The organism is Kitasatospora sp. NPDC088351, from assembly GCF_040685575.1.
Lineage (GTDB): Bacteria > Actinomycetota > Actinomycetes > Streptomycetales > Streptomycetaceae > Kitasatospora.
Genome location: NZ_JBFBIL010000070.1, coordinates 1 through 24,864, shown reverse-complemented (window position 1 = coordinate 24,864; position 24,864 = coordinate 1). Strand labels below are relative to the sequence as shown.

Below are 24,864 nucleotides of genomic sequence, written 5' to 3'. Positions count from 1 at the left end.
GGGGCGGGCGGCCTGGCGGGTGGCGCTCACCGGGCCTCCGCCCCGACCGGCGGGCGGCCGCCGATCTGCAGCAGCTTGGGGGCACGGTCCAGTTCGACCGCCGTGACCTCGGGCGCGTGGCAGGCGAGCGCGCTCTCGATCGCCTCCCGCGCGGCCTGTTCGGTGCCGCCGCAGCCGCACCCGCCGTCGCCGTCCCGGCGCAGCCGGAGGGTGCCGGACCCGGCCTCGAAGCCGAGCAGCCGGACGGGGTGCTCCGGCACGGAGGCGAGCGCCCGCCCGATCCGCGCCTCCACGGACTCCGGGTGGAGGTCGTGCAGGACCAGCAGCCCGGCCGCCGCCGGATCGTCGAGGACCGCTTCCAGCGCGCCCGCCGGGAGCAGCGCGACGATCCGGGCGAGCCCTTCGCCGTAGAAGGCCATCAGCTCGCGGACCAGGTCCTCGGCCACGGCGGCCTCGCCCCGGCCCGCCAGCGTGTCCAGGGCCTCCTGGACCCGCTGTCCGGTCTGCTCCGCCGTCATCAGGCGAGCCCGCTGAGACCGGTGGGGACGTGCATCTTCTGCACCGTGCGACCGCCGCCGACGTACATGTGCACGCCGCACGGCAGACACGGGTCGAAGCTGCGGACGGCGCGCATGATGTCGATGCCCTTGAAGTTCTCCGGGGAGTTCTCCTCGAAGATCGGTGTGTTCTGCACCGCGTCCTCGTACGGACCCGGGGTGCCGTAGCTGTCGCGGACGCTGGCGTTCCACGGGGTCGGCGGGTACGGGTGGTAGTTGGCGATCTTGCCGTCGCGGATCACCATGTGGTGCGAGAGCACACCGCGGACCGCCTCGGTGAAGCCGCAGCCGATGGACTCGTCCGGGACCTCGAACCGCTCCCAGGTCTGGCTGCGCCCGGCGCGCACCTCCGCCAGGCCCTGTTCGGCGAAGTGCAGGGCGGCGGCGGCCGCGTAGGCCTGGAAGTAGGTACGGGCCCGGTTGCGCTCGATGGCGTTGGACCACTGCGGGATCTTCCACTCGAAGGTGACCTCGGGCTTGGTCATCGAGCGGGGCAGGTTGATCTTGACGCTGTGGCCGGTGGCCTTGATGTAGCCGATGTCGACGAGGCCGGAGAGCGCCGTGGACCAGAGCCGGGCGATCGGGCCGCCGCCGGTGTCCAGGGCGAGGTGGTCCTTGCCGTCGAACCAGCGCGGCGACATCACCCAGCTGTACTTGCCGTCGAAGTCGCGCTTCTGCGGGGCGGGGATGGTGTGCTGGTTCCACGGGTGCCGGGGGTCGACCGGGTTGCCGAGCGGGTCGTGGGTGACGAACAGCTCCTGCCCCTGCCAGTCCTGGTAGTACGAGCTGCCGAGCAGGATCCGGATGCCGAGGTTGATCTCGGTGAGGTCGTTGGTGACCAGCTTGCCGTCCACCACCACGCCGGGGGTGACGAACATCTTGCGGCCCCAGTCCGTCATGTTGCGGTAGGTGAAGTCGCAGTGCTCGGGGTCGTTGAGGCTGCCCCAGCAGCCGAGCAGGACGCGCCGCCGGCCGACCTCCTCGTAGCCGGGCAGGGCCTCGTAGAAGAAGTCGAAGAGGTCGTCGTGGAGCGGGACGACCTTCTTCATGAACTCGACGTACCGCATCAGCCGGGTCAGGTAGTCGGTGAACAGCTGCACGCTGGCCACCGTGCCGACGCCGCCGGGGTACAGCGTGGAGGGGTGCACATGGCGGCCCTCCATCAGGCAGAACATCTCGCGGGTGTAGCGGCTGACCTGGAGCGCCTCGCGGTAGAAGTCGCCCTCGATCGGGTTGAGCGAGCGCATGATGTCGGCGATGGTCCGGTAGCCGTGGTCGCCCGCGTGCGGCGCCTCGGTGCGTTCGGCGAGCTCCAGCACGCCGGGGTTGGTCTCGCGGACCATCTTCTCGCAGTAGTCCACCCCGACCAGGTTCTCCTGGAAGATGTTGTGGTCGAACATGTACTCGGCGGCCTCGCCGAGGTTGATGATCCACTCCCCCAGGTGCGGCGGCTTCACCCCGTACGCCATGTTCTGCGTGTAGACCGAACAGGTGGCGTGGTTGTCACCGCAGATGCCGCAGATGCGGCTGGTGATGAAGTGCGCGTCGCGCGGGTCCTTGCCGCGCATGAAGACGCTGTAGCCGCGGAACACGGACGAGGTGCTGTAGCACTCGGCGACCCGCTTCTGCTTGAAGTCGATCTTCGTGTGGATGCCGAGGCTCCCCACGATCCGGGTGATCGGATCCCAGGACATCTCCACCAGGCCGCTGCCGTCGCCGGCCGCCTTCGTCGTCGGTGTCGCCATCGTGTCTGTCGTGCCCTTCTGCGTAGGGGAGGTCAGCGAAGGCGGGCCGCGCCCTCGGCGCGGCCCGCCGGGTCACCACGGGGCCCGGTAGCCGGTCGTCAGCCGGCGGCCGGAGTGGCGCCACTTGGGTTCCTTGTCGAGCGTGTTCGCCGTGATCGAGCGCAGCCGCCGGATCACCGCGCCGTACGCGGAGCTGGCGTTGCTCGACACGTGGGAGCCGGGCGGCGGGTCCATGAACGGCATGAACTTGTCCGGGAAGCCCGGCATCGTGCAGGCGATACAGATGCCGCCCACGTTGGGACAGCCGCCGACGCCGTTGATCCAGCCCCGTTTGGGAACGTTGCACTTGACCACCGGACCCCAGCAGCCGAGCCGGACCAGGCACTCGGGCGCGCCGTACTCGGTGGCGAACTGGCCCTGCTCGTAGTAGCCGCCGCGGTCGCAGCCCTCGTGCACGGTGGCGCCGAAGAGCCAGGTCGGGCGCAGCTTGTCGTCCAGCGGGATCATCGGCGCCGAGCCCGCCAGCTGGTAGAGCAGGTAGGTCAGGGTCTCGGCGAAGTTGTCGGGCTGGATGGGGCAGCCCGGCACACAGACGATGGGCAGGCCGGCCTTGGACTTCCAGTCCCAGCCCAGGTAGTCGGGCACGCCCATCGCACCGGTGGGGTTGCCGGCCATGGCGTGGATGCCGCCGTAGGTCGCACAGGTGCCGATGGCGACGACCGCCGTGGCCTTCGGGGCGAGCCGGTCCAGCCATTCGCTGGTGGTGATCGGCTGGCCGGTCTCCGGGTCGTCGCCGAAGCCGCACCAGTACCCCTCCGGCTTGATCGTCTCGTTGGGGATGGACCCCTCGATGACCAGCACGAACGGGTCGAGTTCACCGCGGTCGGCCTTGAAGAACCACTCGACGAAGTTGTCCGCGCCCTGCACCGGGCCGCACTCGAAGTCGATCAGCGGCCAGTGCACGGCGATCTTCGGCAGACCGGGCAGGGCTCCGGTGACGATCTCCTCGATGCTCGGCTGCATCGCGGCGGTCAGCGCGACCGAGTCGCCGTCGCAGCTGAGCCCCGCGTTGATCCAGAGAATGTGCACCACGTCGGTCTCGGTGGCGCTCGTTGTCGCAGCACCCATGAGGATGCCTCCTCGTAAACGGGATGAGCGGCACAAATGCCACCCACGAGAGTCATAACAGCCCTGCGGCGGCTCCGCCGTTCCGCAGGGCCGACCCGGTCGCCCCGAAGGCGGCAGACCGGGGCGGCCGTTCGGGTCGACCTCCGGGGCCCTCGCCCGGCCACACCCCCGGGAGACGCCGAACGGACGCTGTCGCCCGGCCGGTCCCTTCCCCGGCCGGGCGACAGCGTCCGTTCGGTGGAAAACCGACGGCGGGGCCGCCGCCCGGCTCCCTCCACCCGGGCGGCGGCCCGTACGGCACGGGCTGCGATCCCGTGGTGCCCGTGGTGCCCGCCGCGCCGGCGCGCACCCCGCTGATCGGTTCGCCGCGGCGACCGTGACTCCACGCGGTCCCGGCGGCTACAGAAGCCGCTTGATGTCGCCGCGGACGCGGTAGAAGCCGCCGCCGCCCGACGCCAGCACCTCCGCGACCAGGTAGCGGGCCCCCGCCACCCGGATGTCCTTCGGGAACTGCACCCGCCGGCTCGCGTCGAACCCCGGCGACACCACCCGGACGCGCAGCCGGCCGCCCTCCTGCACGCACTCCACCTCGATCCCGGTCGCGGAGCCGGCCGTGACGACCTCCACCTCGGCGCCGGGTGTCACGGCCGCCCAGGACGAGCCGTTGACCTCCGCCGCCAGCGGTACCCGGCCGTCCTCCGCCGCCCGGACCGCCTGCTCGGAGGCGTCCAGGCAGGCCAGCGAGCCATCGGTGGTGACGATGTACAGCCGCTCGTCGCGGTACTGCATGCTGTAGGCCGAGCCGCAGCCCGTTCCCAGCTTCCAGAGGCGGGTGCCGTCCGCCGCGAAGCAGTACACCGAGGAGTGGTTGTCCCCGGCGAACACGAACCGGCCGTCGGGCGAGGCGGCACAGGAGAACACGGCGGCGTCGCAGCGGTAGCGGGCCGACTCGGAGCCGTCCGCCTTGTTCAGCCGGTGCACCCAGCCGCGCGAGGTGCCGGCGAAGACCTCGTCGCGCTCCTGCCAGCCGAACAGCACCCCGCCCTCCGTCGCGGTGTGCCAGAGCGGCTCGCCGCCGCGCGCGGCGTAGCGCGCGACCCCCCGCGAGTGCCCGTGGTAGACGCCGTCGGCGTCGCAGCGCACCATCCAGCCGGCCTGGCCGTCGGCCTTGCGGCGCCACTGGAACTCGTCCTCGTGGTCGACCGTGGTGATCCCGCCGCGCGCGTCGGCCACACCGAGCACGCCGTCGTGGATGTCCAGCCAGTAGATGTCGACGTCCTCGGCGATCTCGTAGGCCACCCGGGGCACCTTTCCGCCCAGGTCGTAGACCTTGCCGTCGTCGCAGCCCGCGTAGATCCACCAGTCGTCGGCGACGATGCACTTCACGCCGTCCGGAAGCCCGTAACGGCCGGTGACCTGGCCGTCGTGGGTCAGCGTGAAGACGTCGCCGCGCTCGTTGCCGACCCAGGCGCGCTCCTCGCCGACGAAGATCCCGAACGCCGCCGCGCCCGAGCGGAACCGCCAGAGCACCGGCGCCTGACGGGCCGTGGAACCACTGCTGACGATCGCCCGCCGGGTGACCGCCCGCCGCTGGCGCACGCCGCGCACGGCCGGGGCGTAGCCCTTGCGGACCTTTTCCCCGAGCTTCTTCGCGGCCGCGGCCGCCGCCTTCTCCGCCGTCGGGTAGGAGGTCGTCTTCGTCTGCCCGGACTCCCCTATCCGCCCGTAGGTGACGGTCACGGCCGCACCGGCCGTCCGCACCTCGTAGAACTTGTGCGCGCCACCCGAGTCCTCGGACAGTTCCAGGTAGGTGACCTGCTCTTCGACGAAGGCAGCTGGCATGGCGAAGGCCCCTTCCGGGCGGCGGCGAAGCGGTGGAGGTGATCGCGGCGGGCGGTGCCCGCCGACAGTCCCTCAATCTAGGCGCCGCCACTGACACCCCGGCAGCCGGCCGGGCCTCAGCCCCACCACTGCTCGGGCCCGGAGGCGGTCTCCCCCTGCGGGTCCGCCGGCTCGGCGGCGGCCCGTTCCGGGCCGGCCGTCACCAGCACCGCGTCGCCGCCGGCGTCCGCCACCCGGTAGCCGGACTCCCGCAGCACCGCGGCGACGGCCCCGCTGACGGCCGCTCGGATGCCCTCGGCGGGCAGCCTCGCCGGAGGGTCCTCCCCGGCGGCGGGCTCCTCCCGGGAGGGCCAGCCGACGACCACGCCCTGCGGCCAGTGGCCGACCCTCAGGCCGGAAGGCCCCCGCGCGGTGTCGAACCCGGCTCCGGCCAGGGTCGCGGTCACGTCCTCGAAGAGTTCACGGTGATCCACCATTGGCGCAGCGTAGGCCGGGGACGTCGGCGGCCCGGCGCACGGCGCGCGCCGAAACGGTTCACCACCCCGCCAACAGCACTCGGGCGCACCACTTCCGGCCTTGCGGGCGGGCGTTCACCGGCCGTTCCCTCCCCGTCGGCGCGCCCGTTCCGCCCCGACACGACCGGCCGGACGCGCCGATGGACGTGCACAGTCGGCCCCCTGCCGACAGCATGGCAGAGTAAGCGATCCATCACTTTGAGCAACGGGGCCAGCGGGTCGGCGGACCCGCGTGCCGGCGAACCCGGCGAACCCGTATCGAGAGGTCCCATGATCACATCACTTGGCCGGCCGGCAGCTCCGCAGGTGGGCTTGCCGGGCGACACGCAGCGGACGCCGGGGAGCCCGTCGTGAGAACCGACCAGCAGTCGCGCCCGGGACCGGTCACCAGCACACGCGCGGCACCCGCGAACAAGGCCGAGGCCCTCGCCGACTGGACCGACGGACGGCTGGGCATCTACACCCTGTCCAGGTCCAACCTGCGCAAGATCTTCCCGGACCACTGGTCCTTCATGCTGGGCGAGATCTGCCTGTACACCTTCGTCATCATCATCCTGACGGGCGTCTGGCTGACCTTCTTCTTCAAGCCCAGCATGGCCGAGACCATCTACGACGGGTCGTACATCCCGCTCAGGGGCATCCAGATGTCCGAGGCGTACGCCTCGACGATCGACATCAGCTTCGAGGTCCGCGGCGGTCTGCTGATGCGGCAGATCCACCACTGGGCCGCGATCGTGTTCGTCGCCGGCATGTTCGTGCACATGATGCGCGTCTTCTTCACCGGCGCGTTCCGCAAGCCCCGCGAGATCAACTGGATCTTCGGCGCGCTGCTGCTCATCCTCGGCATGTTCGACGGCTTCATGGGCTACTCGCTGCCCGACGACCTGCTCTCCGGCACCGGCATCCGGTTCATGGAGGGCGCGGTGCTGGCGGTGCCGCTGGTCGGCACCTACCTTCAGATGTTCATGTTCGGCGGGCAGTTCCCGGGTACGGACATCGTGCCGCGACTGTTCACCGTGCACATCCTGCTGATCCCCGGGATCATGCTGGGCCTGCTGGCAGCCCATCTGATGCTCGTCTTCTATCACAAGCACACCCAGTTCGCCGGACCCGGCCGCACCCAGGAGAACGTGGTCGGCATGCCGCTGATGCCGGTCTACATGGCCAAGGCCGGCGGCTTCTTCTTCCTGGTCTTCGGCGTCGTCTCCGCGATGGCGGCGATCGCCACCGTCAACCCGATCTGGGCGTACGGCCCGTACCGGCCGGACCAGGTCTCCACCGACGCCCAGCCGGACTGGTACATGGGCTTCTCCGAGGGCCTGGTCCGGATCATGCCGGGCTGGGAGATCGGCGTCTGGGGCGGCCACACCCTGAACATGGGGGTGCTCGTCCCGCTGCTGGTCTTCCCGACCGTCCTGCTCGTCATCTGGAGCTACCCGTTCCTGGAGGCCTGGGTCACCGGCGACAAGCGTGAGCACCACATCGCCGACCGGCCGCGCAACGCGCCCGTCCGAACGGGCTTCGGCGCGGCCTGGATCAGCCTCTACCTGGTCCTCCTGGCCGGTGGTGGCAACGACCTGCTCGCCACCCACTTCCACCTGTCGATCAACGCGATCACCAACGCCGTGCGGATCGGCTTCTTCGTGGCACCGGTGGTGGTGTTCGTGATCACCAAGCGCTGGTGCCTCGGCCTCCAGCGCCGGGACAAGGAGAAGGTGCTGCACGGCCGGGAGAGCGGCGTCATCAAGCGACTGCCGCACGGCGAGTACGTCGAGGTGCACACCCCGCTCCCGCCGGGCCGGCTGTACACCCTCACCGCGCACGACCAGCCGGAGCCCGTCGACCTGCCGGCCAAGGTGGACGAGAACGGGGTGGTCCGCAAGGTCGGCCTGCTCGCGCGCACCCGGGCGAAGCTCTCGCGCGGCTTCTACGGCAAGGGCAGCCAGATCCCCAAGCCCACCGCCGAGGAGCACCAGGAGATCAGCAGCGGCCACGGCCACCACTGATCGCCGCCGGCCCCCGGGGCCGGCACGGCGATGGGGCCCGCCACACGCTCCGGCGTGTGGCGGGCCCCTTCGCTGCCGCGTCGGCGCGGATCAGCCGCGCAGGGCGGCGGGGACGACGGCGAGCAGGGCCGCCGCGAGCGCCACCGAGAGGCAGACGGCCGCCCAGCGCGAACAGATCCGCCGGCACTCACTGCGGTAACGGGCCGCGAGCTGACGGCACCGTTCGACCGCCCGGTCGACCACCTCCTCGGCATAGCGCAGCCGGTCGGCCGCGTAGGCCTGTTCGAGGCTCTCCCGTTCGCCGGGCGACAGCCAGGGGAACCGGGCCGCGAAGGCCTGCGCGTCCCGTTCGGCCGCCGCCACCTCCGCCTCCCAGGCCAGATAGCCCTCGAGTCGCGCGATCTCCACCCGCGAGTCGACCCGGGCACCGGCCCCGGCCTCCTTGCCCGGCCGAGGGCTCCGCGCTCTCGGCGGACGCTGTCTGCCACCCATGACCGCTCCTTGTCCAACACCCGGGCACCGCGGCGAGCACTGCGCGGCGGTGCGCATCTGTCGAGTCGGGGCGGCCGACGCTCCCGCCGGACACCCCGACGGGAGTTCACACCGCAACCACGCAACTACTACCAGTGACCGAGTGGGGAGGGTGGCCGACTCGCCGGGCGGGCGGACCGGGCGGACGGCGACTGACCGACCGGGGGCGGCACCGCGGGACCACCCCTTCGGGGCGGAGCGGTTCGGCGAAAACCGCTGGACACGCTCCGCGCACGGCCGTGTACCATCGGCAACCGCGGCGGCGCTCCATCCGGTCGCCGGGCCGGTTCGTCCGGGTGCGAAGCAGGAGGTCAGTCATGTCCGACACCGGTCGGTTCAGTGAGGCGGGCGAGCAACGCCCGCCCGCGGTCGCAGAGGCGGCGGCCGCGGTGTCGGTGTGCGGGCCGCCGGTCGAGCGGCCGGCCGATCACGAGGAGTTCGACCGGCTGGTACGCCGGGTGGCGGAGAGCACCCACCAGCTGATCGACGCCGTCAGCGCCCGGGTGCTCGGCAGGACCACCGGCGAAGCGGCCGACCAGTCCCGGCGGCTCGCCGCCAACGCGCACGACGTCCTCGGCCTGCTGCTCGACCTGAGCACGCTCGCCCCGGCCTTCGCCGACCGGGAGGGGCAGAGCGCCGTCGGCCCGCAGCGCACGCCGGCGGCGGGCCGGGACGGCCGGCCCGAGAGGTGAGGGCGGGATGACGGTGAGGGCGTGGCAGACCAGCGGGGGGTGCCTCCGGCCGAGCGGGCACAGTGTTCGCCCGGGGCGCGAGCTCTACCAGCTGCGGTCGGACGGCGCGACCGGTGCGGGCAGCTCGGTGCCGCCGCGCAGGTAGCGGTCCACCGCGGCGGCCACGGCCCGGCCCTCGGCGATCGCCCAGACGATCAGGGACTGCCCGCGCCCCGCGTCCCCCGCGACGAACACCCCGTCCACCGCGGTCGCGAAACCGTCGTCCCGGGCGAGGTTTCCCCGTGGATCGACCGCGAGGCCGAGCTGTCCGGTCAGCGCCGCGTCCCGCTCCGGGCCCGAGAAACCCAGGGCCAGCAGTGCCAGCTCGGCCGGGACGATCCGCTCGGTCCCCGGCCGGGGGCTGCGGTCACCCGGCCGCGCCTCCGCGAACCGGACGGCCGCCAGGCTCCCGCCCGCGCCCGCCTCGAACCCGACCGCGGTCGCCGCGAACACCCTGGGTTCGGTGGCCGCTCCGCCGGCCTCCTCGTGCGAGCTGGTCACCCGGTACACCTTGGGGTGCACCGGCCAGGGCTGGTCGGCGGACCGTCGCTCGGGCGGCCGGGGGTTGATGTCGAATTGGGTGACGGCCGCCGCACGCTGCCGCAGGGCCGTCCCCAGGCAGTCGGCGGCGGTGTCGCCGCCCCCGACGATCACCACGCTGCGGCCCTCGGCGGACACCGGGGACGCCGGGAAGTCGCCCTCGTCGACCCGGTTGGCGAGGGTCAGATAGGTCATCGCCTGGTGCACGCCGGCCAGTCGGCAGCCGGGCACCGGAAGATCCCGGAAGGCCGTGGCACCGACCGCGACCACCAGCGCGTCGTACTGGGCGCGCAGTTCGTCCGCGGCCAGGTCGCGGCCCACCTCGACCCCGGCGCGGAAGCTGGTGCCCTCCGCCCGCATCTGGTCGATCCGCCGGTCCAGCCGGTGCTTCTCCAGCCGGAACGGGGGGATGCCGTAGCGCAACAGCCCGCCGATCCGGTCGGCGCGTTCGTACACCGTGGTGGCGTGCCCCGCGCGGGTCAGCTGCTGGGCGGCGGCCAGGCCGGCCGGGCCCGAGCCGATGACGGCCACCCGCCGGCCGGTCGGCCGATCCGGCGGGCACGGCTGGTCGTACCCCAGCGCCCAGGCCCGGTCGGCGATCTCCAGCTCCACGTTCTTGATCGTCACGGCCTCGGTGTCGATGGCCAGGACGCAGGCGCTCTCGCAGGGGGCGGGGCAGAGCCGGCCGGTGAACTCGGGGAAGTTGTTGGTCGCCAGCAGGCGCTCGGCGGCGGCCTGCCAGTCGTCGTGGGAGACCAGCGTGTTCCAGTCCGGGATGAGGTTGCCCAACGGGCAGGCGGCGTGGCAGAAGGGCAGGCCGCAGTCCATGCAACGGGCGGCCTGCTCGCCCACCACCGGGAGCTTCGCTCCCACCTGGTGGACCTCGCGCCAGTCTCCCAGCCGCTCCTGCGGAGCCCTCCGCTCACGGGGCCGGCGGGGGGTGGTGAAAAAAGCCATCGGATCTGCCATCGCGCTCTCCGGCAGTGCGTGCCAACGCGAGGCGGTGGCACCGCCGTCATGTCGCGCGTTGGCGGGCGCGCCGTCGGCCTGAACGCCACCGTGTGGCCACCGTACGCCTACGGATCGTACGGCGGCAACGGCATGGCGGAGCGGCGCAGCGGGCGGCCGGGCCGGCGGCCTCCCGGTCACCGGGCCGGGTGGCGGGACAGGTGGAGGCCGGCGGCTCCGGCCAGCGGCACCGCGCAGGCGATGAAGACCAGCCCGGCCTCCGCCAGGCCGAGCGGGCCGGTCAGCACACCGATGCCGATGACCGGGATGGAGATGCCGAGATAGGCGACCACGAAGAGCGAGGACAGCACGGCACCGCGGTGCGCCACAGGAGCCGCGCGGGCGACCACGGCCACCGCGCCACGCAGTGCCAGACCCTGGCCGGCGCCGCCGATCAGCGCGCTCAGTACCAGCGCCGGCAGCGACGTCCAGGCCAGCGAACCGGCCATCAGCGCCAGCCCGACGACCAGGACCAGACAGCCCAGCGGGAGCGCCCGGACCGGATCCAGCCGGGCGCCCAGCAACTGACCGATCGTGGAACCGAAGAAGGCCAGGAAGACCACCAGCCCGACCACCGCGTGGTTGTGCACACCGAGGCGCTCCGCCAGAAAGGCCGGTGTGACGGAGGTGAAGACGCCCAGCAGGGAGAAGCCGACGAACCCGGCGATCCCGGCCGGGACGAACACCCCGCGCGTCTCCGGGGGCAGACGAAGCAGCCGGGGCCGCGCGGCGGCGAGCGGCCGCGCCGGGCGCACCGTCTCCGGCAGGCACCAGGTCACCGCGAACGACACGGCGACGAGCACCAGGTGCACCACGAAGGGAAGCCGCAGCGGCTCCGGCGCGTACTGGGCGAGCAGCCCCGCCAGCAGTGGGCCGCAGCCGAGCCCGCCCATGTTCGCCGCGGTCGAGGCGAACGCGGCCCGGCCCTCGTGGCCCGGCGGGGCGAGTTCCAGCACGTACGCGGTGGCGGTGCCGGTGAACAGCCCGGCCGACAGGCCGGACAGCAGCCGGCCCAGACAGAGCAGCGGCAGCCCGCCCTCGAACAGGAAGCAGAGCGCGCTGAGCGCCGCCAGGCCGAGGCCGCACAGCAGCACCGGCCGGCGCCCGACGCTGTCGGAGACGCTGCCCAGCGACAGCAGCACACCGATCACACCGAGGGCGTAGATCGCGAACACGACCGTGACGATCAGCTCGGAGAAGCCCAGCTGCTGCTGGTAGAGGCCGTAGAGAGGGGTCGGCAGCGTGGTACCGGCCATGCAGACGGCGAAGGCGCCGGCGGCCCCGAGACAGCCCGCCCGCCGGAGAACCGGCCTGCCCGCCTGACGCTCGCTCATCCGCCCACGGTAGGCAGGCCCTCGCGGGCGGGGCGACCCGCCCGTGGCAGCCAGGTGACCGGGCGTCCGGGAGCGGTCCCCGGCCCGAGCCGGAACGCGCCTCCCGGGTGCTCACACCAAGCGGCGCGGCCCCGCGCCCTCCGGAAGGAGAAGCACGGGGCCGCGCCGGTCGAGTGGTGGGCCGTCAGACGGCGGCCAGCTCCTTGAGCTCCTCGAAGCTGAAGCCGAGCTTGTTCATCGCCTTGGCCTGCTCGGCGTCCATGCCCGCCGCGGCGAGCTCGCCCAGCTGAGCGTCGGTGAGCGGGGCGGCCGGCGTGGAGCCGGCCCCGGCCCCGGCACCGGCGCCAGTTCCGGCACCCGCCCCGGCACCCGCTCCGAGGACCTGGGCGGTCAGCAGCTCACCGAAGGACTTGAAGTCCGCGTCGGTGATCTCGGTGGCCCCGGAAGGCGCCTTGAGAGCTTCGACGTCGTCACTCAGCGAGAGCCGCACCGGGAGGTGGACGTCGGGGCCGGCCTTCTCCGTCAGCTGGGCCAGGTCGAAGGTGGCCGAGGAGATCGCGCCGTTCTTGATCGCGAGGTCGACGCCGATCTGCCGGTCGGGCACGTCGGAGGGGAGCGTGGAGGGCAGCGGCGAGAGCTGCGGCAGGTCCTTGGCGAGCGGTCGCACGGCCTGGAGCAGGCCGTCGAGCAGGCCGCGGGTCGGGGCGGAGACGCGGATCCGGTCGGCGCCGTCCTGCTTGCCCTTGTCCTCGAAGGAGACGTTCTTGGTCAGCACGTCCTTCACGGAGTTGATCAGGTTGCGGGAGGTCTGCTCGTCCAGCGTCGGCGCGGCCGAGGGCCGGGCCGCCGAACCGGCGCCCTTCTGGGCGTCCTTGCCGAACTGCTCCAGCTGCTTGGTGTCGAGGGACACCCACTTGCCGTCGACCACGTCCTTGATGACCTTGGCCTCGGGCGGCAGTTCGGCGGCGAACCGGGTGACCGCCGTCGCGTCCTCACCGGCCAGCTCCGCGATGCCCTTGATGTCGACCTTGAGGTAGAACTTGGAGTCGACGACGCGGACGTCGGCGTACGTCTGGCCCTTCTTCGAAGCCAGCACGTAGGCGAGGTCGAGGCCCTGGAAGTCGGCCGTCGAGTTGGTCTCCGCGGAACCCTTCTTGAGCGCTCCGACATCCTTGAGCGGCTTGTCGGCGCTCATCGACACGGAGAGAGTCAGGTCGGACACCGCGCGGGCGGTGTCTGGCTCGATCGGGTCCTCGACCGCCTTGCCGAAGGCGATCAGCTGATCGGCGCTGGCCTGGACGGACAGCTCGGCCTTGAAGGCCTTGCGGTCCCCGATCTTCTGGAACGCCTTGGAGACCTTGTCCGCGGCGTTGAGCTCCTTGACGGTGCCACAGGCGGTGAGGCCCCCGGCCAGGACCGTGGCGGTGACCGAGGCAGCGAGTACGGCGCGGCGGGTACGACGGCGTATGACGGTGTTGATGCGACTCTCCCGAGAACAGCGCGTCCGGGTCGGACCGGAGCGGCAAGAGGACCAGGTCAGGTCAGAGGTACAGCAAATCGTGTCGTGGGCCTTGTCTGCAAGCCGGTTTCCGTGCATGGCCCGGGCACGCGGCGGTGGCCGCCCCACGGGCGGAGCCGTAGGGCGGCCGGCTCCGGCTGCTGACCCGGCGTCCGCGCGGGCCGCCCGGAACGCTCCGCAGCTGGTCAGGCTTCGAGGCCGACCAGTCCGTGCAGCAACCGGCCCGCCGCGCGGGCCTCCTCCAGGCTCCGGGTGAAGGCGTCGATCCGGTCCTGTAGGGGCAGATCCATCAGGCCGGCCGGCCAGGTGCCGGGCGGCACCACGATCACGACCACCCCGGCCCGGCCCCGCGCGGCCGACAGCCAGCCGGACGAGACCAGGACCGGCGAGGCCGGCTCCCACACCTGACGGCCTCCCACCAGCACCAGCCGCACCAGGCGGTCGCCGCCGACCTCCACCGTCCCGGTGGTCGCCGGTGGATCCCCCGCCGCGAGCACGAACCCGCTGTTCACCACGTCCTCCACCAGGTCTCCGTACAGCTGCGGACCGACCTCCACGATCGCCTCCGCGAACGGCGGCCCCACCTCCGCCGGGTGCACCGCCAACGCCCACACCATCGGCGCCCGTTCCGCGCCACCGCCCGCTCCGCTCACCATGCCCTGACCAACGATCCACCGGCCCGGACCGCACGCACCGGTCCTCGACCGCGACCTCCGCCGGGCCGGGCTGAGCCGGGTGGACGTGGCGGGCGTCGGGGCTGTCGCGGCGGCAAGGGCTCTTCCGGCCATCGGCCGCCGACCGTCGCCCGGGCACGGCTGGGACGGCGGAGGAGAGGTGTGGCGGCGGGGCACCGTCCGTCGGCGCGGGAGCGGATCCGGCTCGACCGCGGACGGGGACGGGCGTGGTGCCGTGCCTCCGGAGACCGGTGGGGCGGTGCCACGATCGGCCGACAACGCACCCGCCGGTTCATGCCGGAGGTCTGTGCCGTCGGGCGGCGCCCTCCTACCATGTGAGGCACCGTCGGGCCTGACCCCCGCCGCAGCGGCCGACCGCCGTCGGACACCACCGGGGCCTCACCGCACCGGACCGTCCGACCGGCCACCGGTCCGCCCCGAGGCCTCGGAACGGGCCTCGCAGCGCACTCCGAACCGCGCAGGCACCCGTCCTCACCACCAGGGGGTACGCCCATGCACGCTCGCACCGCCGCACCGCGGATCAGACCCGTCCGTACCGTCCTCGCCGTCCTGGCCATGCTGGCGGCTCTGCTGGCCGCCGCCGTGCCGACGGCGGCACCGGCCCAGGCCGCCGTGCCCGACCGCTGGGGCTTCGCGTTCCTCGACAACCCGACCCCGCCGCCCGGGTACGTCCCCGATCCCACCCGCCAGTGGGGCAGCTGGACCTCGCCGTCCACCAACCCGGTCAAGGTCGACCAGGTCGGTCTCGGCGCGTACACCGTGCACTTCCCGCTGATCGGCGGGCCCGGCGGGATCGCCCACGCCACCGCCGTCAACCGGACGGGCACCTGGTGCCAGATCACCGGCTGGGCCACCGTGGGCAGCCGGCAGGACGTCTCGGTGGCCTGCTACAAGCCCACCGGCACACCGGACAACTCCCCGTTCACGGTGCTCTACACCACCAGCAGCGGGACGCCCTCGCCGTCCGGTGGCGGCTACGGCTACCTCTACTCGGCCGTCAGCGGCGCCCTGATCAGCCAGTACAACTCCACCGGGGCCGCGAACACGGTGGGCCACGGCTCGACCGGTGTGTGGAAGGCCTGGCTGCCCGGTCTGGGGCTGTCCACCAACGCCGGGAACGTCCAGGTCACGGCGGTGGACGCGGTCCAGGGGGCACGCTGCAAGGTGGCCGACTGGGCACCGGCCGCGACGGGCCAGACCTTCGTGGTCACCTGCTTCGACGCGGCCAACGCCCCCTACGACACCCAGTGGACGCTGAGCTACTCCGTCCAGCGGGCGCTGCACGGGCCGGTGTTCCCGCCGAAGTCGTTCGGTCACCTCTGGTTCAACGGGTCGGTGCCGCCGCTGACCGACTTCAACTCCAGCGGCGCCACCAACACGCTCACCGGCTCGGTCCCGTTCACCGTCACCATGCCGTCGGTGGCCGTTCCCCCGGACACCGCGCAGACCACGGCCTACGGACCCGGCCCCGGCTGGTGCGGACTGGCCCTGCCCTGGGCGCGCAGCGGCAGCACCGTACGGCTCAACCCCATCTGCTTCGACCCCGGCGGCGCCCCCGTCGCGGCTCCGTTCCTCACGGCGTACACCTCCGCGTTCTGATCCCCGGCGAACGGCGGCCGTCGGCCGTCCCCCGAGGCGGCCGACTCCGCCGGGATTCCCGTAGATACCGTCGACCGGGCTGTCGGTGGTCAATCATGGTGCCTGACGGTGCCGGCTGCGTTCAGCACGCCGCGAGTTGACGACGGGATGGAATGACATGCCTCTTCAGGGTGAGTACGAGCCGAGCCCCGAATCGTGGGTACGTGAGCAGGTCGAGCAGTACGAGTCCTCCGGGGGTGTGGACGGAGCGACGATGCGGGGCATGCCCGTCATCATCCTCACGACCCGGGGTGCGAAGTCCGGAAAGCTCCGCAAGACCCCGCTCATGAGGGTCGAGCACCAGGGCGCCTACGCGGTGGTCGCCTCGCTGGGCGGTGCGCCCAGGCACCCGCTCTGGTACCACAACGTCGTGGCCGACCCCCGGGTGGAACTCCAGGACGGGCGGGTGCGGCTCGACATGACGGCACGGGAGGTCACCGGAGACGAGAAGTCGCTCTGGTGGGACCGTGCCGTACAGGCGTTTCCCGACTACGCCGCCTACCAGGAGAAGACCGACCGGGTGATCCCGCTCTTCGTCCTGGAGCGGACGCCCGGCGAGCACTGACCGGGGCCCGCGGGCCTCCCGGGCCGTCGCCCGCACGGTTCTCAGCGGACCCTGAAGCTGCGCAGCACGTCGTGGCCTTCGCCGCCCGGTGTGAGGACGACTGTCAGGTGACCGCAGTCGGGCCGGTCGTGGATCTCGACGGCGTGGCCGGTGACGTTGCGCAGGGCGAAGGCGGGTGTGTCCTCGGCGAGTGGCGGCAAGGTGTTGCGGCACTCGCCGGGACGCAGTCCCTCCTCCACGTTCTCGGCCTCGGCCGGCCCGGTGGGAGCGCCCGTGGGGTAGCGCCACAGGACGGTGCCGGCAACGGCGGTGTCGGTGTCCTCGTCGGCGCTCGGCGGCTCGGTGTCCCAGGGCCGGGGGTGGTCGACGGGGCGGATGGCGGAGTCCCGGTTGCGGTAGGCGGTGCCGGGGGTGGGCACGGCCGGGACGAGGAGTTCGGGGACGGTGACGAGGGTGTAGCCGGCGTCGCGCAGGTTCCGGATGAGCTGTGGAACCACCGCGAGCGTCTGCCGCTGCTCCTCGGCGTCGTGCATCAGGACGATCGATCCCGGCCGCACGCCGTCCTCGACACGGTCGAGGACCTGTGCGGGGTCGTGATGGTCCCAGTCCCCCGTGTCGACGTCCCAGAGCACGAGCGCCCGGCCGAAGGACCGGACCGCGGCGTTGTAGGAGCCGAACGGAGGCCGCACCAGGGCCGGACGTACGCCGGTGACCTCCTCGATCGCGTCCTCACCGCCGGTGAGCTCGTCCCGCACCTGCGCGGGCGTCGCCGTGCCGAGGGCGGGATGGGTGAAGCTGTGGTTGCCGATGGCATGGCCTTCGGCCGCCGCGCGCCGCAACGACCCGGGCCACGAGCCCACCTGCTCACCCACCACGAAGAAGGTCGCTTTCACCTGGGCGGCGTCGAGGTCGTCGAGCAGGGCCTCGCTGGCCGGTGACGGGCCGTCGTCGAAGGTCAGCGCCACACAGGCCAGCCGTGCGCAGTCCGGCTCCATCTCCGGCGCGGGCGGCACCGGCGGCACGGTCTCGTGCTCCGGCGGCCCCTCCGCTCCGGTGGGAGCCGGCTCCGCGGCCGGTGGCCCCGCCACCCGCGAAGCGCCCTCACGGTTCGGCGGCCCTCCCGCACCGGTGGAGGCCGGCCCGGAGGCGGGCGGCAGGAGCGCCGCGCACACCCCCAGGACCAGCGGCCACGACCTCCTGCTTCTGCCCATGGCCGTCAACCTAGAACGGGCCGCCGCCCCCCGCACTCGGCCGCGGCCAAGTGCCTGACGCCGCCCGTGGCGAACGGGGCCGTCCGCATGCGGTCGGAAGAGGGGCCCGCCGAGCCGGCCACCTGGGCCGAACCCGCCCGCCCCCTGCCGTTCATCTCACCCGCCTAAGATCCACAACACCGCCTGCGGGCAAGGGAACCGCGTACCTGGCGGTGGGCGTCACCGGGGATGATGCCACGTGAACACGAGGCGGGACGGGGTGGCCGATGTCCATACGATCCGGGCTGCGCGGGCTGGAACGGCTCGCCCGGCCGCTGCCGGCCGGAGTGGACCTCTACCAGCTGCGGCCGGACGGCCGGGTGCTGATCGCCGACCGGGACGGCGCCCGGGAGCTGGGCCCGGACGGACGGCACGGCCCGGCGGGCGAGGAACTGCTGCGGTTCATCGACGACGGCCAGTTCGCCCACTACCTGGTCGGTGACGCCAAGACCTCGCCCGAGCGGCCGTCCAACGCCACCTACAAGCTCGGTATCGTCGCCCCGCACAGCGCGTTCACCCCGCACGCCCACGGCGGCGAGCACCTGGTGCTCAGCCTCGGCCACGCCTCCTGCGGGCTGTACGACGCCGAGCGCCGCCGGGTGGTGGACGTCCCGCTGACGCCCGGGCTGCTCATCCGGATCCCCGAACTGATGCCGCACTCCTTCGCCAACCGGGGCGCCGGGCCGCTCAACATCCTGGCCGCCAACACCGGGTTCGGCATCGACCACGAGGACTACGCGATCACCGCGGCCGAGGCCGAACGCCGCGAGGACGACCAACTGGCCGGCGCGCTCAGGGAAGTGGAGCGGAACCAGAGCGTGGGTACGGTCAGCGCGAGAGAGCGGCTGGCCGCCCGGCTGCGCCGTTTCGCCGCCACGCTGGAGACCCCGAGATGATCTGCCCGCACTGCGACCGGAACCTGCTGCAGCGGCAACGCTCCCGGCACCGCTGCTCGTACTGCAACAAGGACTTCGCGCTGGACCCCAAGGAGGAGGGCCCGGGCCTGCACGACGTCCGGATCCGCCGCGTGGCCGACAGACTGACCGACGGGGGCAGGCTGTTCTGCACCGTCGAGCAGCTGGGATACGCGATCGAACGCCGCGGCCGACCGGAGCAGGAGCACCGGGGCTCGAAGGGCGGCGCGGGCTGCCTCGGCGTGCTCGGGGTCGGGGCGCTGGTCGCCGCCCTCGCGCTGAACGGCGCGCTGATCGCGCCGGCCGCCCTGGTGGGGGTCGGCCTGCTGGGGCTCGCGCTGCGCCAGGTGGTGCTCTCCGACGTCCCCGCACCGCCGCGCCCGATCACCCCGCGCTGGCGCCCCGGGGGCTTCGCCGCCACCGTGGTCCTGCGGTGGAAGACGGTCTACGGGGTGCTGCCCGCCGGGCTGGTCGAGGACAACGCCGTCCGGCCCGGCCCACAGGTGGCCGACCCGGCGTTCGCCCTGCTCTGCCCGGACCGCACCGTCACCACCTTCCTGCACGCCAACGACTACCCGCGCCGCCACCGCGCGCTGCTGGTCGCCGACCCGCGCGCGATACCCGACGGCCTGCCCGTCGTCGTCCTGCACGACGCCTCGCCCCAGGGCTGCCTGCTGGTCGCCGGTGTCCGCGCCGCCCGGCCCGGCCGCCGGGTCCTGGACGCGGGCATCCCGGTCCGGGCGGTCCTGGCCGCCGAGAGCCGGTTCCTGCACCTGCGCGACCCGGACCGGTCCGCCGAACTCCAGGCCGGGCCGGCCGCGCAGGTGCCCGGTCTGACCCCGGCGGAGCTGGCCTGGTTCGCCGAGGGCTGGTGGAGCCCGCTGGTGGCCGTCCCGCCCAAGCGGCTGATGTCCCTCGCCGTCCGGGCCGCCGAGCGGGTGCTCGAACCGCCCGTCCCCGTCGCGCTGGTGAAGCGGCCGGCGGTGCCGGAGCGCCCGGAGGAGCCGGCCGAGACCCGGCGCCGTGCCCTCGCCGTCGGCTTCCTCACCTGGCCCGAACCCCACCAGGAGACCACCGCGTGACCACCCCGCCGTCGTCCGTCCCGCCGTCGTCCGTCCCGCCGTCGTCCGTCCCGGCACCGTCCGTTCCGGCACCGTCCGGGGCGCCCCGGTCACCGCGCCGACGGCCGCTGCTCGACGGCGCGCTCACCGTCGCCGCCGCCCGGGCCGAGGCGCCCGGCGGGCTGCGGTACACCGAGCGTCAGCTGTACTACGAGGTGTGCCGGGTGCTCCAGCCGCTGCACGCCGGGCCGCGCCGGATCCCGTACACCCTCGCGCCCCCAGTCCGCTACGCGCGCTTCGCCGAGGCGCTGGCGGGGCGGCGCGACGGACTTCCTGGCCTGCTGCCGCCCCTGCCACCGGCGGCCCCGGGCGCGCGCCCGGCCGCGGAGAGCGACCTCTACGACTACGGGCTGCCACGGCTGCTGGTCTGCCAGAGCCGGGAGATCACCGCGATGCTGATCGCCAACGACCTGCATCTGGAGGCCGCCTGCCCGATCGTCGCCGCCGCCGAACTCCCGCTCGACCCACGGCTGATGGCCGGCCTGGAACGGGACGGCGGCGCCGTGCTGCACGTCCTGCACGACGCCAGCCCGGCCGGGCTCGCCTGCTTCGAGCGGATCAGCCAGGCGTACGGCGGCACCCGCTCCGGTCCGCGGGTGCGGTCGATGGGTCTGGTCCCCCGGCACGCCACCACCCTCCACCTCACCTCCGGACGCGGCCCGCACCCGTACCGGGGCCCGCTGCCCGCCGGGCTGCGGCCGGAGGAACGCGCCTGGCTCGGCAGCGGCCGGACCGTCGAGCTGGCCGCCGTCGGCCCCGCCCGGCTGCTGCACACCGTGATCCGCCAGGTCCGGGGCAACCACGGCCGCCCCCACCGGGCCCCGCTCCACCGGCGCGTGCGCACCGTGCGCGACACCGGCTTCCTGACCTGGCCGACCGCCTGACCCTCCGCCCGAAGGCCCCCGATGCTTGAGGACTCCCGACGATGACGCAGCCACGCCACATCGGCTACCGCGACGAACTGCTGGCCGACGGCACGGTGCACCGCCGCTACGAGGACGGCCGCAACGAGTGGCGTCGGCGCGGCGCCGGCGGCCTCGTGCACTGGCACGACAACCGGGGCGACGCCGGCACCGACGAACGCCTCGGCACGGACCTGGTCAAGCGCACCCACGTCGACGACACCGTCTCCTACGGCCGGGACATCGGCTACGGCCGCACCGTCTGGGCCCGCGGCGAACTGGTCACCGTCAACCGCACCGCGTTCCGCGGCCGGCTCGGCGTGGTGCTCGGCGCGCTCGGTGTGGCCGGTGCCGCCGCCGTCGCCGTCTCGCAGTTCCCGCCGCTGGAGCTGGGCGAGGACGAGGAGGAGCAGTTGCGGCAGCAGGCCCGCGCCCAGTCCGCCGACTCCGGTGGAGGCAGCGGCGGCAGCGCGTCGTACGGTTCGGACCACGGTGCCGACGGCTCCGGCGACGGCGGGGACGGTGGGAACGGCGACGGCCCCGACGGTGATTTCGGGGGCGACTGGGACGGCTCCGGCGACGACGCCTGGGACGGCGACGACTTCGGCTGAACCGGCTTCGGCTGAACCGGCCGCGCCCCGCCGAACCCCTCCATCGAAAGGCACCCCACCATGGCTCGCTGCTGCGCCTGCGCCGGACCGGACGCCGACCGGGCCCGCGCCCAGCTCGCCGCACTCGCCGGCACCGCACCGGACCCGTCGGCCCTGACCGCCCTGATCCCGGGCGAACCCGGCTTCGCCACCGGCCCGTTCACCCTCGACGGCGTCACCGCCGTCGGCGAGGTCACCCTGCACAACCGGACCGGGCTGCTCACCGCCCTCGCCGACGCCGGCGCCCCCGCACCCGACGGCTGCCCGGACGGCGAACTGCTGCTCCGGCTCTGGCGGCGGCTCGGCGCCGACGGTGTCCGGCAGGCCGACGGCCTGTTCGTCCTGGCCGTGGTGGACGGCGCCGACCTGGTGCTGATCCGCGACCACGTCGGCGCCCGGACGGTCTTCTACGCCCGCGCCGACGGCTGCTGGGCCGCGTCCACCTCGCTGCGCTCGCTGCGGCACTGGCCGGCGCTCGGGACCGGCGTCAACCTGGCCGCCGTCCGCTCCTTCCTCACCTTCGCCTACCTGCCCGGCGAGGAGACCCTGCTGCGCGGCGTCCACGAGGCGCTGCCCGGGCGGATCCTGCGGCTCACCGCGGACGGCTCGGTCCACCAGGAGGAATACTGGGAACCCGCCGAACTCCTCCCCGCGCCGGGCGACACCCCGCCGCCCGCCGAGTACGCCCGGCAGCTGCGCCTTCTCCTGGAACAGGCCACCGCGCGCCGGCTGCCGGGCGGCGAGGACGTGGCGGTGCTGCTCTCCGGCGGCGTCGACAGCTCGCTCGTCACCGCCCTGGCCGCCCGGCTGCACAGCCACCCCGTACGCACCTACTCGATCAGCTTCGGCGACGAACTCCCCGACGAGCTGGGCTACTCCGGCCTGGTCGCCCGGCACTGCGGGACGGACCACCGGGTGCTCACCGTCTCCGGCGCCGAGGTCGCCGCCCGGCTCGCCGACACCGTCGCCCTGCTGGACAGCCCGGTCGGGGACCCGCTGACCGTCCCCAACCTGATGCTCGCCGAGGCGGTCGCCGGCGACGGCATCCGGGTCTCGCTCAACGGCGAGGGCGGCGACCCCGTCTTCGGCGGGCCGAAGAACCTGCCGATGCTGGTCCACGAGATGCACCGCGACGACCCCGCGCCCGAGGCCCGGGCCGAGGCGTACCTGCGCTCCTACCGCAAGTGCTACGAGGACCTGCCCCGGCTGCTCACCCCGGCCGCGCTGCGGGCGCTGGAGGCCGAGCCCGCGCCCCGCCGCTTCGTCGCGCCCTATCTGACGCCCGGTCCGATGCACGCGCTGCTCAACCAGCTGCTCCACTGCAACCTGCGGACCAAGGGCGCCCACCACATCCTCACCAAGGTCGAGCGGCTCACCGCCTCCCAGGGCGTCCAGGGCCGCTCCCCGCTCTTCGACCGGCAGGTGATCGACCATGCCTTCGCCACCCCGCCGACGCTCAAACTGCACGGCACGGTGGAGAAGTGGGTACTCAAGGAGGCCGTCCGCGACCTGCTGCCGGACACCGTCACCGACCGCCCCAAGAGCGGGATGCGGGTGCCCGTCCAGCAGTGGCTGCGCGGCCCGCTGCGCGACCTCTCCGGCGAGCTGCTGCTCGGCCGCCAGGCCCGCGAGCGCGGCCTCGTCCGACCCGACACCGTCCGTACCTGGATGCGCCGCGAGGGCACCCTGCTGCCGCGCCAGGGCGGCAAGCTCTGGCTCGTCCTCACCCTCGAACTCTGGCTGCGCTCCTACGACCTCTGAGCCCCTCGTGAAAGGCCCCCCATGGACCCGCTCGACCCGGCCCCGGCCGGCCTCGACCTGATCGACCCCCGGACCGGCCGCACCCGCGGCACGCTGAGCCCCGCCCGCGCCGAACGCGTCGCCGGGGCCGCCGCCACCGCGCGGGCCGCCGCGACGCGCTGGCGCGCGCTCACCCCGCGCGAGCGCGAGCGCCGGCTCGACGCGCTCGCCGACCTCGTCGAACACCACCTCGCCGAGTACACCGCGCTGGAACAGGCCGGCACCGGCAAGCCGGCCGCCGAGGCCAGCGGGGAGATCCGGCAGGTCGCGGACCTTCTGCGGTTCTCCGCCGGCGCCGCCAGGACGGGCACCGCACCCGCCGCCGGCCGCTACCTGCCCGGTCACGAGAGCTGGGTGCGGTGGGAGCCGATCGGCGTGGTGGGCGCGATCGTCCCCTGGAACTACCCGCTGCTGATGGCCGCCTGGCGCTGCGCCCCGGCCCTGGCCGCCGGGAACACCGTGGTCGTCAAGCCCGCCGAGACCACCCCCGACTCCGTCGCCCTGCTCGCCGAGCACGCCGCGCAGGCCCTCGGCGACGGCGTCCTGACCGCGCTCGCGGGCGACCGGGAGACCGGGCGGCTGCTGGTCACCAGCGACATCGACATGATCGCCTTCACCGGCAGCGCGGCCGCCGGCGCCGACATCGCCGCCCGGGCCGGCCACCGCCGGATCAGCCTGGAGCTCGGCGGCAACAGCCCCGTCCTCGTCCTGCCCGACGCCCCCGCGCACACCTGGTCCGCCCTCGCCGAGGCCTGCACCTACAACGCCGGCCAGAGCTGCGCCGCCCCAGCCCGGGTGATCACCCTGGACGAGAACCACGAGCAGGTGATCGCCGCGCTCACCACCGCCCTGGCCGGGCGCCGGTCCGGCCGCGACTTCGGCCCGCTCAACAACCCCGACCAGGCCGCCCGTTACGACCGGCTGCTGGCCGCCACCGCCGCCGGGCGCTCGATCGCCGCCCCCGGCCGCACCGACGGCCTCTGGCGCCCCGCCCGCCTGCTCGCCGACCTGCCGCAGGACGACCCCGCCGTACTGGCGGAGGTCTTCGGACCGCTCCTGACCGTCCAGCGCGCCGCCACCCCCGACGAGGCGCTCGCCCTCGCCAACGGCGTCCCGCAGGCCCTCGGCGCCAGCGTCTGGACCCGGGACCTCGGCACCGCCCTCGACCTCACCGCCCGCCTCGACGCCGGTGAGACCTGGATCAACTGCCATCTCGCCCAGACCGCCGAACTCCCGCACGGCGGTCGCGGCGCCTCCGGCCACGGCACCGACCTCAGTGCCCTCGCCCTCCAGGAGTACCAGCGCCCCAAGACGGTGACCGCCCGGCTCTGACGGCTTCCCGGCGGTCGGCGCACGTCACCGGCCGGGGCTGAGTACGCCGGACACTCACGGTTGAGTATCCGTCCACTGTCCGCGAGGTGGCCGGGGCGGGGAGGATCGGGCCATGAACGAATCCGCGATCCGGTCGGCCCCTTCCAGCGCGCCCGCCCGGGGCAACTGGTGGAAGGGCCCGCTGATCTCCACTCTGGCGACCGGGCTCTGCCTGCCGCTCGTCACCGCTCTGCGAGGTCTCGCGGAGACGTCCACGGACCCGTGCTACGGGCCCGGCGCCTGCCCGTCGACGATGACCCATCTGGCCGTGGCCGACTACGCCCTGCTCGCCGCCCCGGTGCTGATCCTGCTCCAGTGGCCGGCCTCCTATCTGCTGCGCCAGGGGCGCGCGCTGGTCTCGCTGGCGCCGGCGGCGGCGCTGCTGGTCGTCCTCGGCGCCGTCTTCAGGAGCTCCTCCCCGGTGACGGGCACCACATAGGCGACCAGGCGCTGGTCCTCCGTACGATCCTGCCGGACGATCACGGCGGCCTGCGCGACGTGC

The 24,864-nt window shown here is 73.6% G+C and carries 22 protein-coding genes; 11 read left to right on the top strand and 11 right to left on the bottom strand.

Going from position 1 to position 24,864, the window contains the following annotated elements; translation table 11 throughout:
* Positions 1 to 26: 26 nt before the first annotated feature.
* The 5 genes from AB0P06_RS32260 to AB0P06_RS32240 all read right to left on the bottom strand — a co-directional run bounded on the left by AB0P06_RS32260 (position 27) and on the right by AB0P06_RS32240 (position 5,748).
* Entirely contained in the window at positions 27 to 518 is a 492-nt protein-coding gene (locus tag AB0P06_RS32260; RefSeq protein ID WP_363613671.1) for a hypothetical protein, read from the bottom strand.
* On the bottom strand, positions 518 to 2,302 hold the full coding sequence (locus AB0P06_RS32255) for a nickel-dependent hydrogenase large subunit (RefSeq protein WP_363613669.1): 1,785 nt from the start codon (positions 2,300 to 2,302) through the stop codon (positions 518 to 520). Before AB0P06_RS32255 ends, AB0P06_RS32260 begins: the two co-directional genes overlap by 1 nt.
* A gap of 72 nt (positions 2,303 to 2,374) precedes the next feature.
* Positions 2,375 to 3,430 (bottom strand): hydrogenase expression protein HypE, encoded by a 1,056-nt coding sequence (locus tag AB0P06_RS32250; protein WP_363613667.1) that lies wholly within the window; start codon positions 3,428 to 3,430, stop codon positions 2,375 to 2,377.
* A 399-nt stretch (positions 3,431 to 3,829) separates the two neighbouring features.
* Positions 3,830 to 5,272, bottom strand: coding sequence for a WGR domain-containing protein (locus AB0P06_RS32245; protein ID WP_363613665.1), 1,443 nt, complete (start codon positions 5,270 to 5,272; stop codon positions 3,830 to 3,832).
* Between the two features lie 116 nt (positions 5,273 to 5,388).
* Entirely contained in the window at positions 5,389 to 5,748 is a 360-nt protein-coding gene (locus AB0P06_RS32240) for a hypothetical protein (RefSeq protein ID WP_363613663.1), read from the bottom strand.
* A 389-nt stretch (positions 5,749 to 6,137) separates the two neighbouring features.
* Between AB0P06_RS32240 and AB0P06_RS32235 the strand changes: the two genes are divergently transcribed.
* Positions 6,138 to 7,793: a cytochrome bc complex cytochrome b subunit gene (locus AB0P06_RS32235; RefSeq protein ID WP_363613661.1), complete on the top strand. Its 1,656-nt coding sequence runs from the start codon at positions 6,138 to 6,140 to the stop codon at positions 7,791 to 7,793.
* A 90-nt stretch (positions 7,794 to 7,883) separates the two neighbouring features.
* Here AB0P06_RS32235 and AB0P06_RS32230 read toward each other — a convergent pair whose 3' ends face one another.
* Entirely contained in the window at positions 7,884 to 8,285 is a 402-nt protein-coding gene (locus AB0P06_RS32230) for a hypothetical protein (RefSeq protein WP_363613659.1), read from the bottom strand.
* A gap of 356 nt (positions 8,286 to 8,641) precedes the next feature.
* On the opposite strand from AB0P06_RS32230, the gene AB0P06_RS32225 reads away from it, so the two are divergent.
* Entirely contained in the window at positions 8,642 to 9,016 is a 375-nt protein-coding gene (locus AB0P06_RS32225) for a hypothetical protein (protein WP_363613657.1), read from the top strand.
* Positions 9,017 to 9,100: 84 nt separating this feature from the next.
* Here AB0P06_RS32225 and AB0P06_RS32220 read toward each other — a convergent pair whose 3' ends face one another.
* The 4 genes from AB0P06_RS32220 to AB0P06_RS32205 all read right to left on the bottom strand — a co-directional run bounded on the left by AB0P06_RS32220 (position 9,101) and on the right by AB0P06_RS32205 (position 14,112).
* Entirely contained in the window at positions 9,101 to 10,564 is a 1,464-nt protein-coding gene (locus tag AB0P06_RS32220; RefSeq protein WP_363613655.1) for a glutamate synthase subunit beta, read from the bottom strand.
* Between the two features lie 176 nt (positions 10,565 to 10,740).
* Positions 10,741 to 11,859, bottom strand: coding sequence for an MFS transporter (locus AB0P06_RS32215; protein WP_363613691.1), 1,119 nt, complete (start codon positions 11,857 to 11,859; stop codon positions 10,741 to 10,743).
* 262 nt (positions 11,860 to 12,121) lie between these two features.
* Positions 12,122 to 13,534, bottom strand: coding sequence for a hypothetical protein (locus tag AB0P06_RS32210; RefSeq protein WP_363613653.1), 1,413 nt, complete (start codon positions 13,532 to 13,534; stop codon positions 12,122 to 12,124).
* Between the two features lie 107 nt (positions 13,535 to 13,641).
* Positions 13,642 to 14,112: a hypothetical protein gene (locus AB0P06_RS32205; protein ID WP_363613651.1), complete on the bottom strand. Its 471-nt coding sequence runs from the start codon at positions 14,110 to 14,112 to the stop codon at positions 13,642 to 13,644.
* 531 nt (positions 14,113 to 14,643) lie between these two features.
* Here AB0P06_RS32205 and AB0P06_RS32200 point away from each other — a divergent pair.
* Together AB0P06_RS32200 and AB0P06_RS32195 are read left to right on the top strand one after the other, a co-directional pair.
* A complete protein-coding gene (locus tag AB0P06_RS32200; protein WP_363613649.1) occupies positions 14,644 to 15,750 on the top strand; it encodes a hypothetical protein in 1,107 nt (368 codons plus the stop codon).
* A 157-nt stretch (positions 15,751 to 15,907) separates the two neighbouring features.
* Positions 15,908 to 16,354, top strand: coding sequence for a nitroreductase family deazaflavin-dependent oxidoreductase (locus AB0P06_RS32195; protein WP_363613647.1), 447 nt, complete (start codon positions 15,908 to 15,910; stop codon positions 16,352 to 16,354).
* A 41-nt stretch (positions 16,355 to 16,395) separates the two neighbouring features.
* Here the strand turns inward: AB0P06_RS32195 and AB0P06_RS32190 are convergent, their stop codons facing one another.
* A complete protein-coding gene (locus AB0P06_RS32190; RefSeq protein ID WP_363613645.1) occupies positions 16,396 to 17,367 on the bottom strand; it encodes a polysaccharide deacetylase family protein in 972 nt (323 codons plus the stop codon).
* A gap of 464 nt (positions 17,368 to 17,831) precedes the next feature.
* Between AB0P06_RS32190 and AB0P06_RS32185 the strand changes: the two genes are divergently transcribed.
* The 7 genes from AB0P06_RS32185 (at position 17,832) to AB0P06_RS32155 (ending at position 24,801) form a co-directional block, all read left to right on the top strand.
* The gene (locus AB0P06_RS32185; protein WP_363613643.1) at positions 17,832 to 18,500 is read left to right on the top strand and encodes a cupin domain-containing protein; all 669 of its coding nucleotides are present in this window, start codon (positions 17,832 to 17,834) and stop codon (positions 18,498 to 18,500) included.
* The gene (locus AB0P06_RS32180) at positions 18,497 to 19,600 is read left to right on the top strand and encodes a hypothetical protein (protein ID WP_363613641.1); all 1,104 of its coding nucleotides are present in this window, start codon (positions 18,497 to 18,499) and stop codon (positions 19,598 to 19,600) included. The genes AB0P06_RS32185 and AB0P06_RS32180 overlap by 4 nt, the downstream gene beginning before the upstream one ends.
* On the top strand, positions 19,597 to 20,523 hold the full coding sequence (locus tag AB0P06_RS32175; RefSeq protein WP_363613639.1) for a hypothetical protein: 927 nt from the start codon (positions 19,597 to 19,599) through the stop codon (positions 20,521 to 20,523). The genes AB0P06_RS32180 and AB0P06_RS32175 overlap by 4 nt, the downstream gene beginning before the upstream one ends.
* Before the next feature lie 41 nt (positions 20,524 to 20,564).
* Positions 20,565 to 21,152 carry a hypothetical protein gene (locus AB0P06_RS32170; protein WP_363613637.1) on the top strand — a complete coding sequence of 196 codons (588 nt, stop codon included), beginning with the start codon at positions 20,565 to 20,567 and terminating at the stop codon, positions 21,150 to 21,152.
* Between the two features lie 60 nt (positions 21,153 to 21,212).
* On the top strand, positions 21,213 to 22,952 hold the full coding sequence (locus tag AB0P06_RS32165; protein WP_363613635.1) for an asparagine synthase C-terminal domain-containing protein: 1,740 nt from the start codon (positions 21,213 to 21,215) through the stop codon (positions 22,950 to 22,952).
* Positions 22,953 to 22,973: 21 nt separating this feature from the next.
* Positions 22,974 to 24,323: an aldehyde dehydrogenase family protein gene (locus tag AB0P06_RS32160; RefSeq protein WP_363613633.1), complete on the top strand. Its 1,350-nt coding sequence runs from the start codon at positions 22,974 to 22,976 to the stop codon at positions 24,321 to 24,323.
* Between the two features lie 112 nt (positions 24,324 to 24,435).
* Positions 24,436 to 24,801, top strand: coding sequence for a hypothetical protein (locus AB0P06_RS32155; protein ID WP_363613631.1), 366 nt, complete (start codon positions 24,436 to 24,438; stop codon positions 24,799 to 24,801).
* The last annotated feature ends 63 nt before the right edge of the window (positions 24,802 to 24,864 follow it).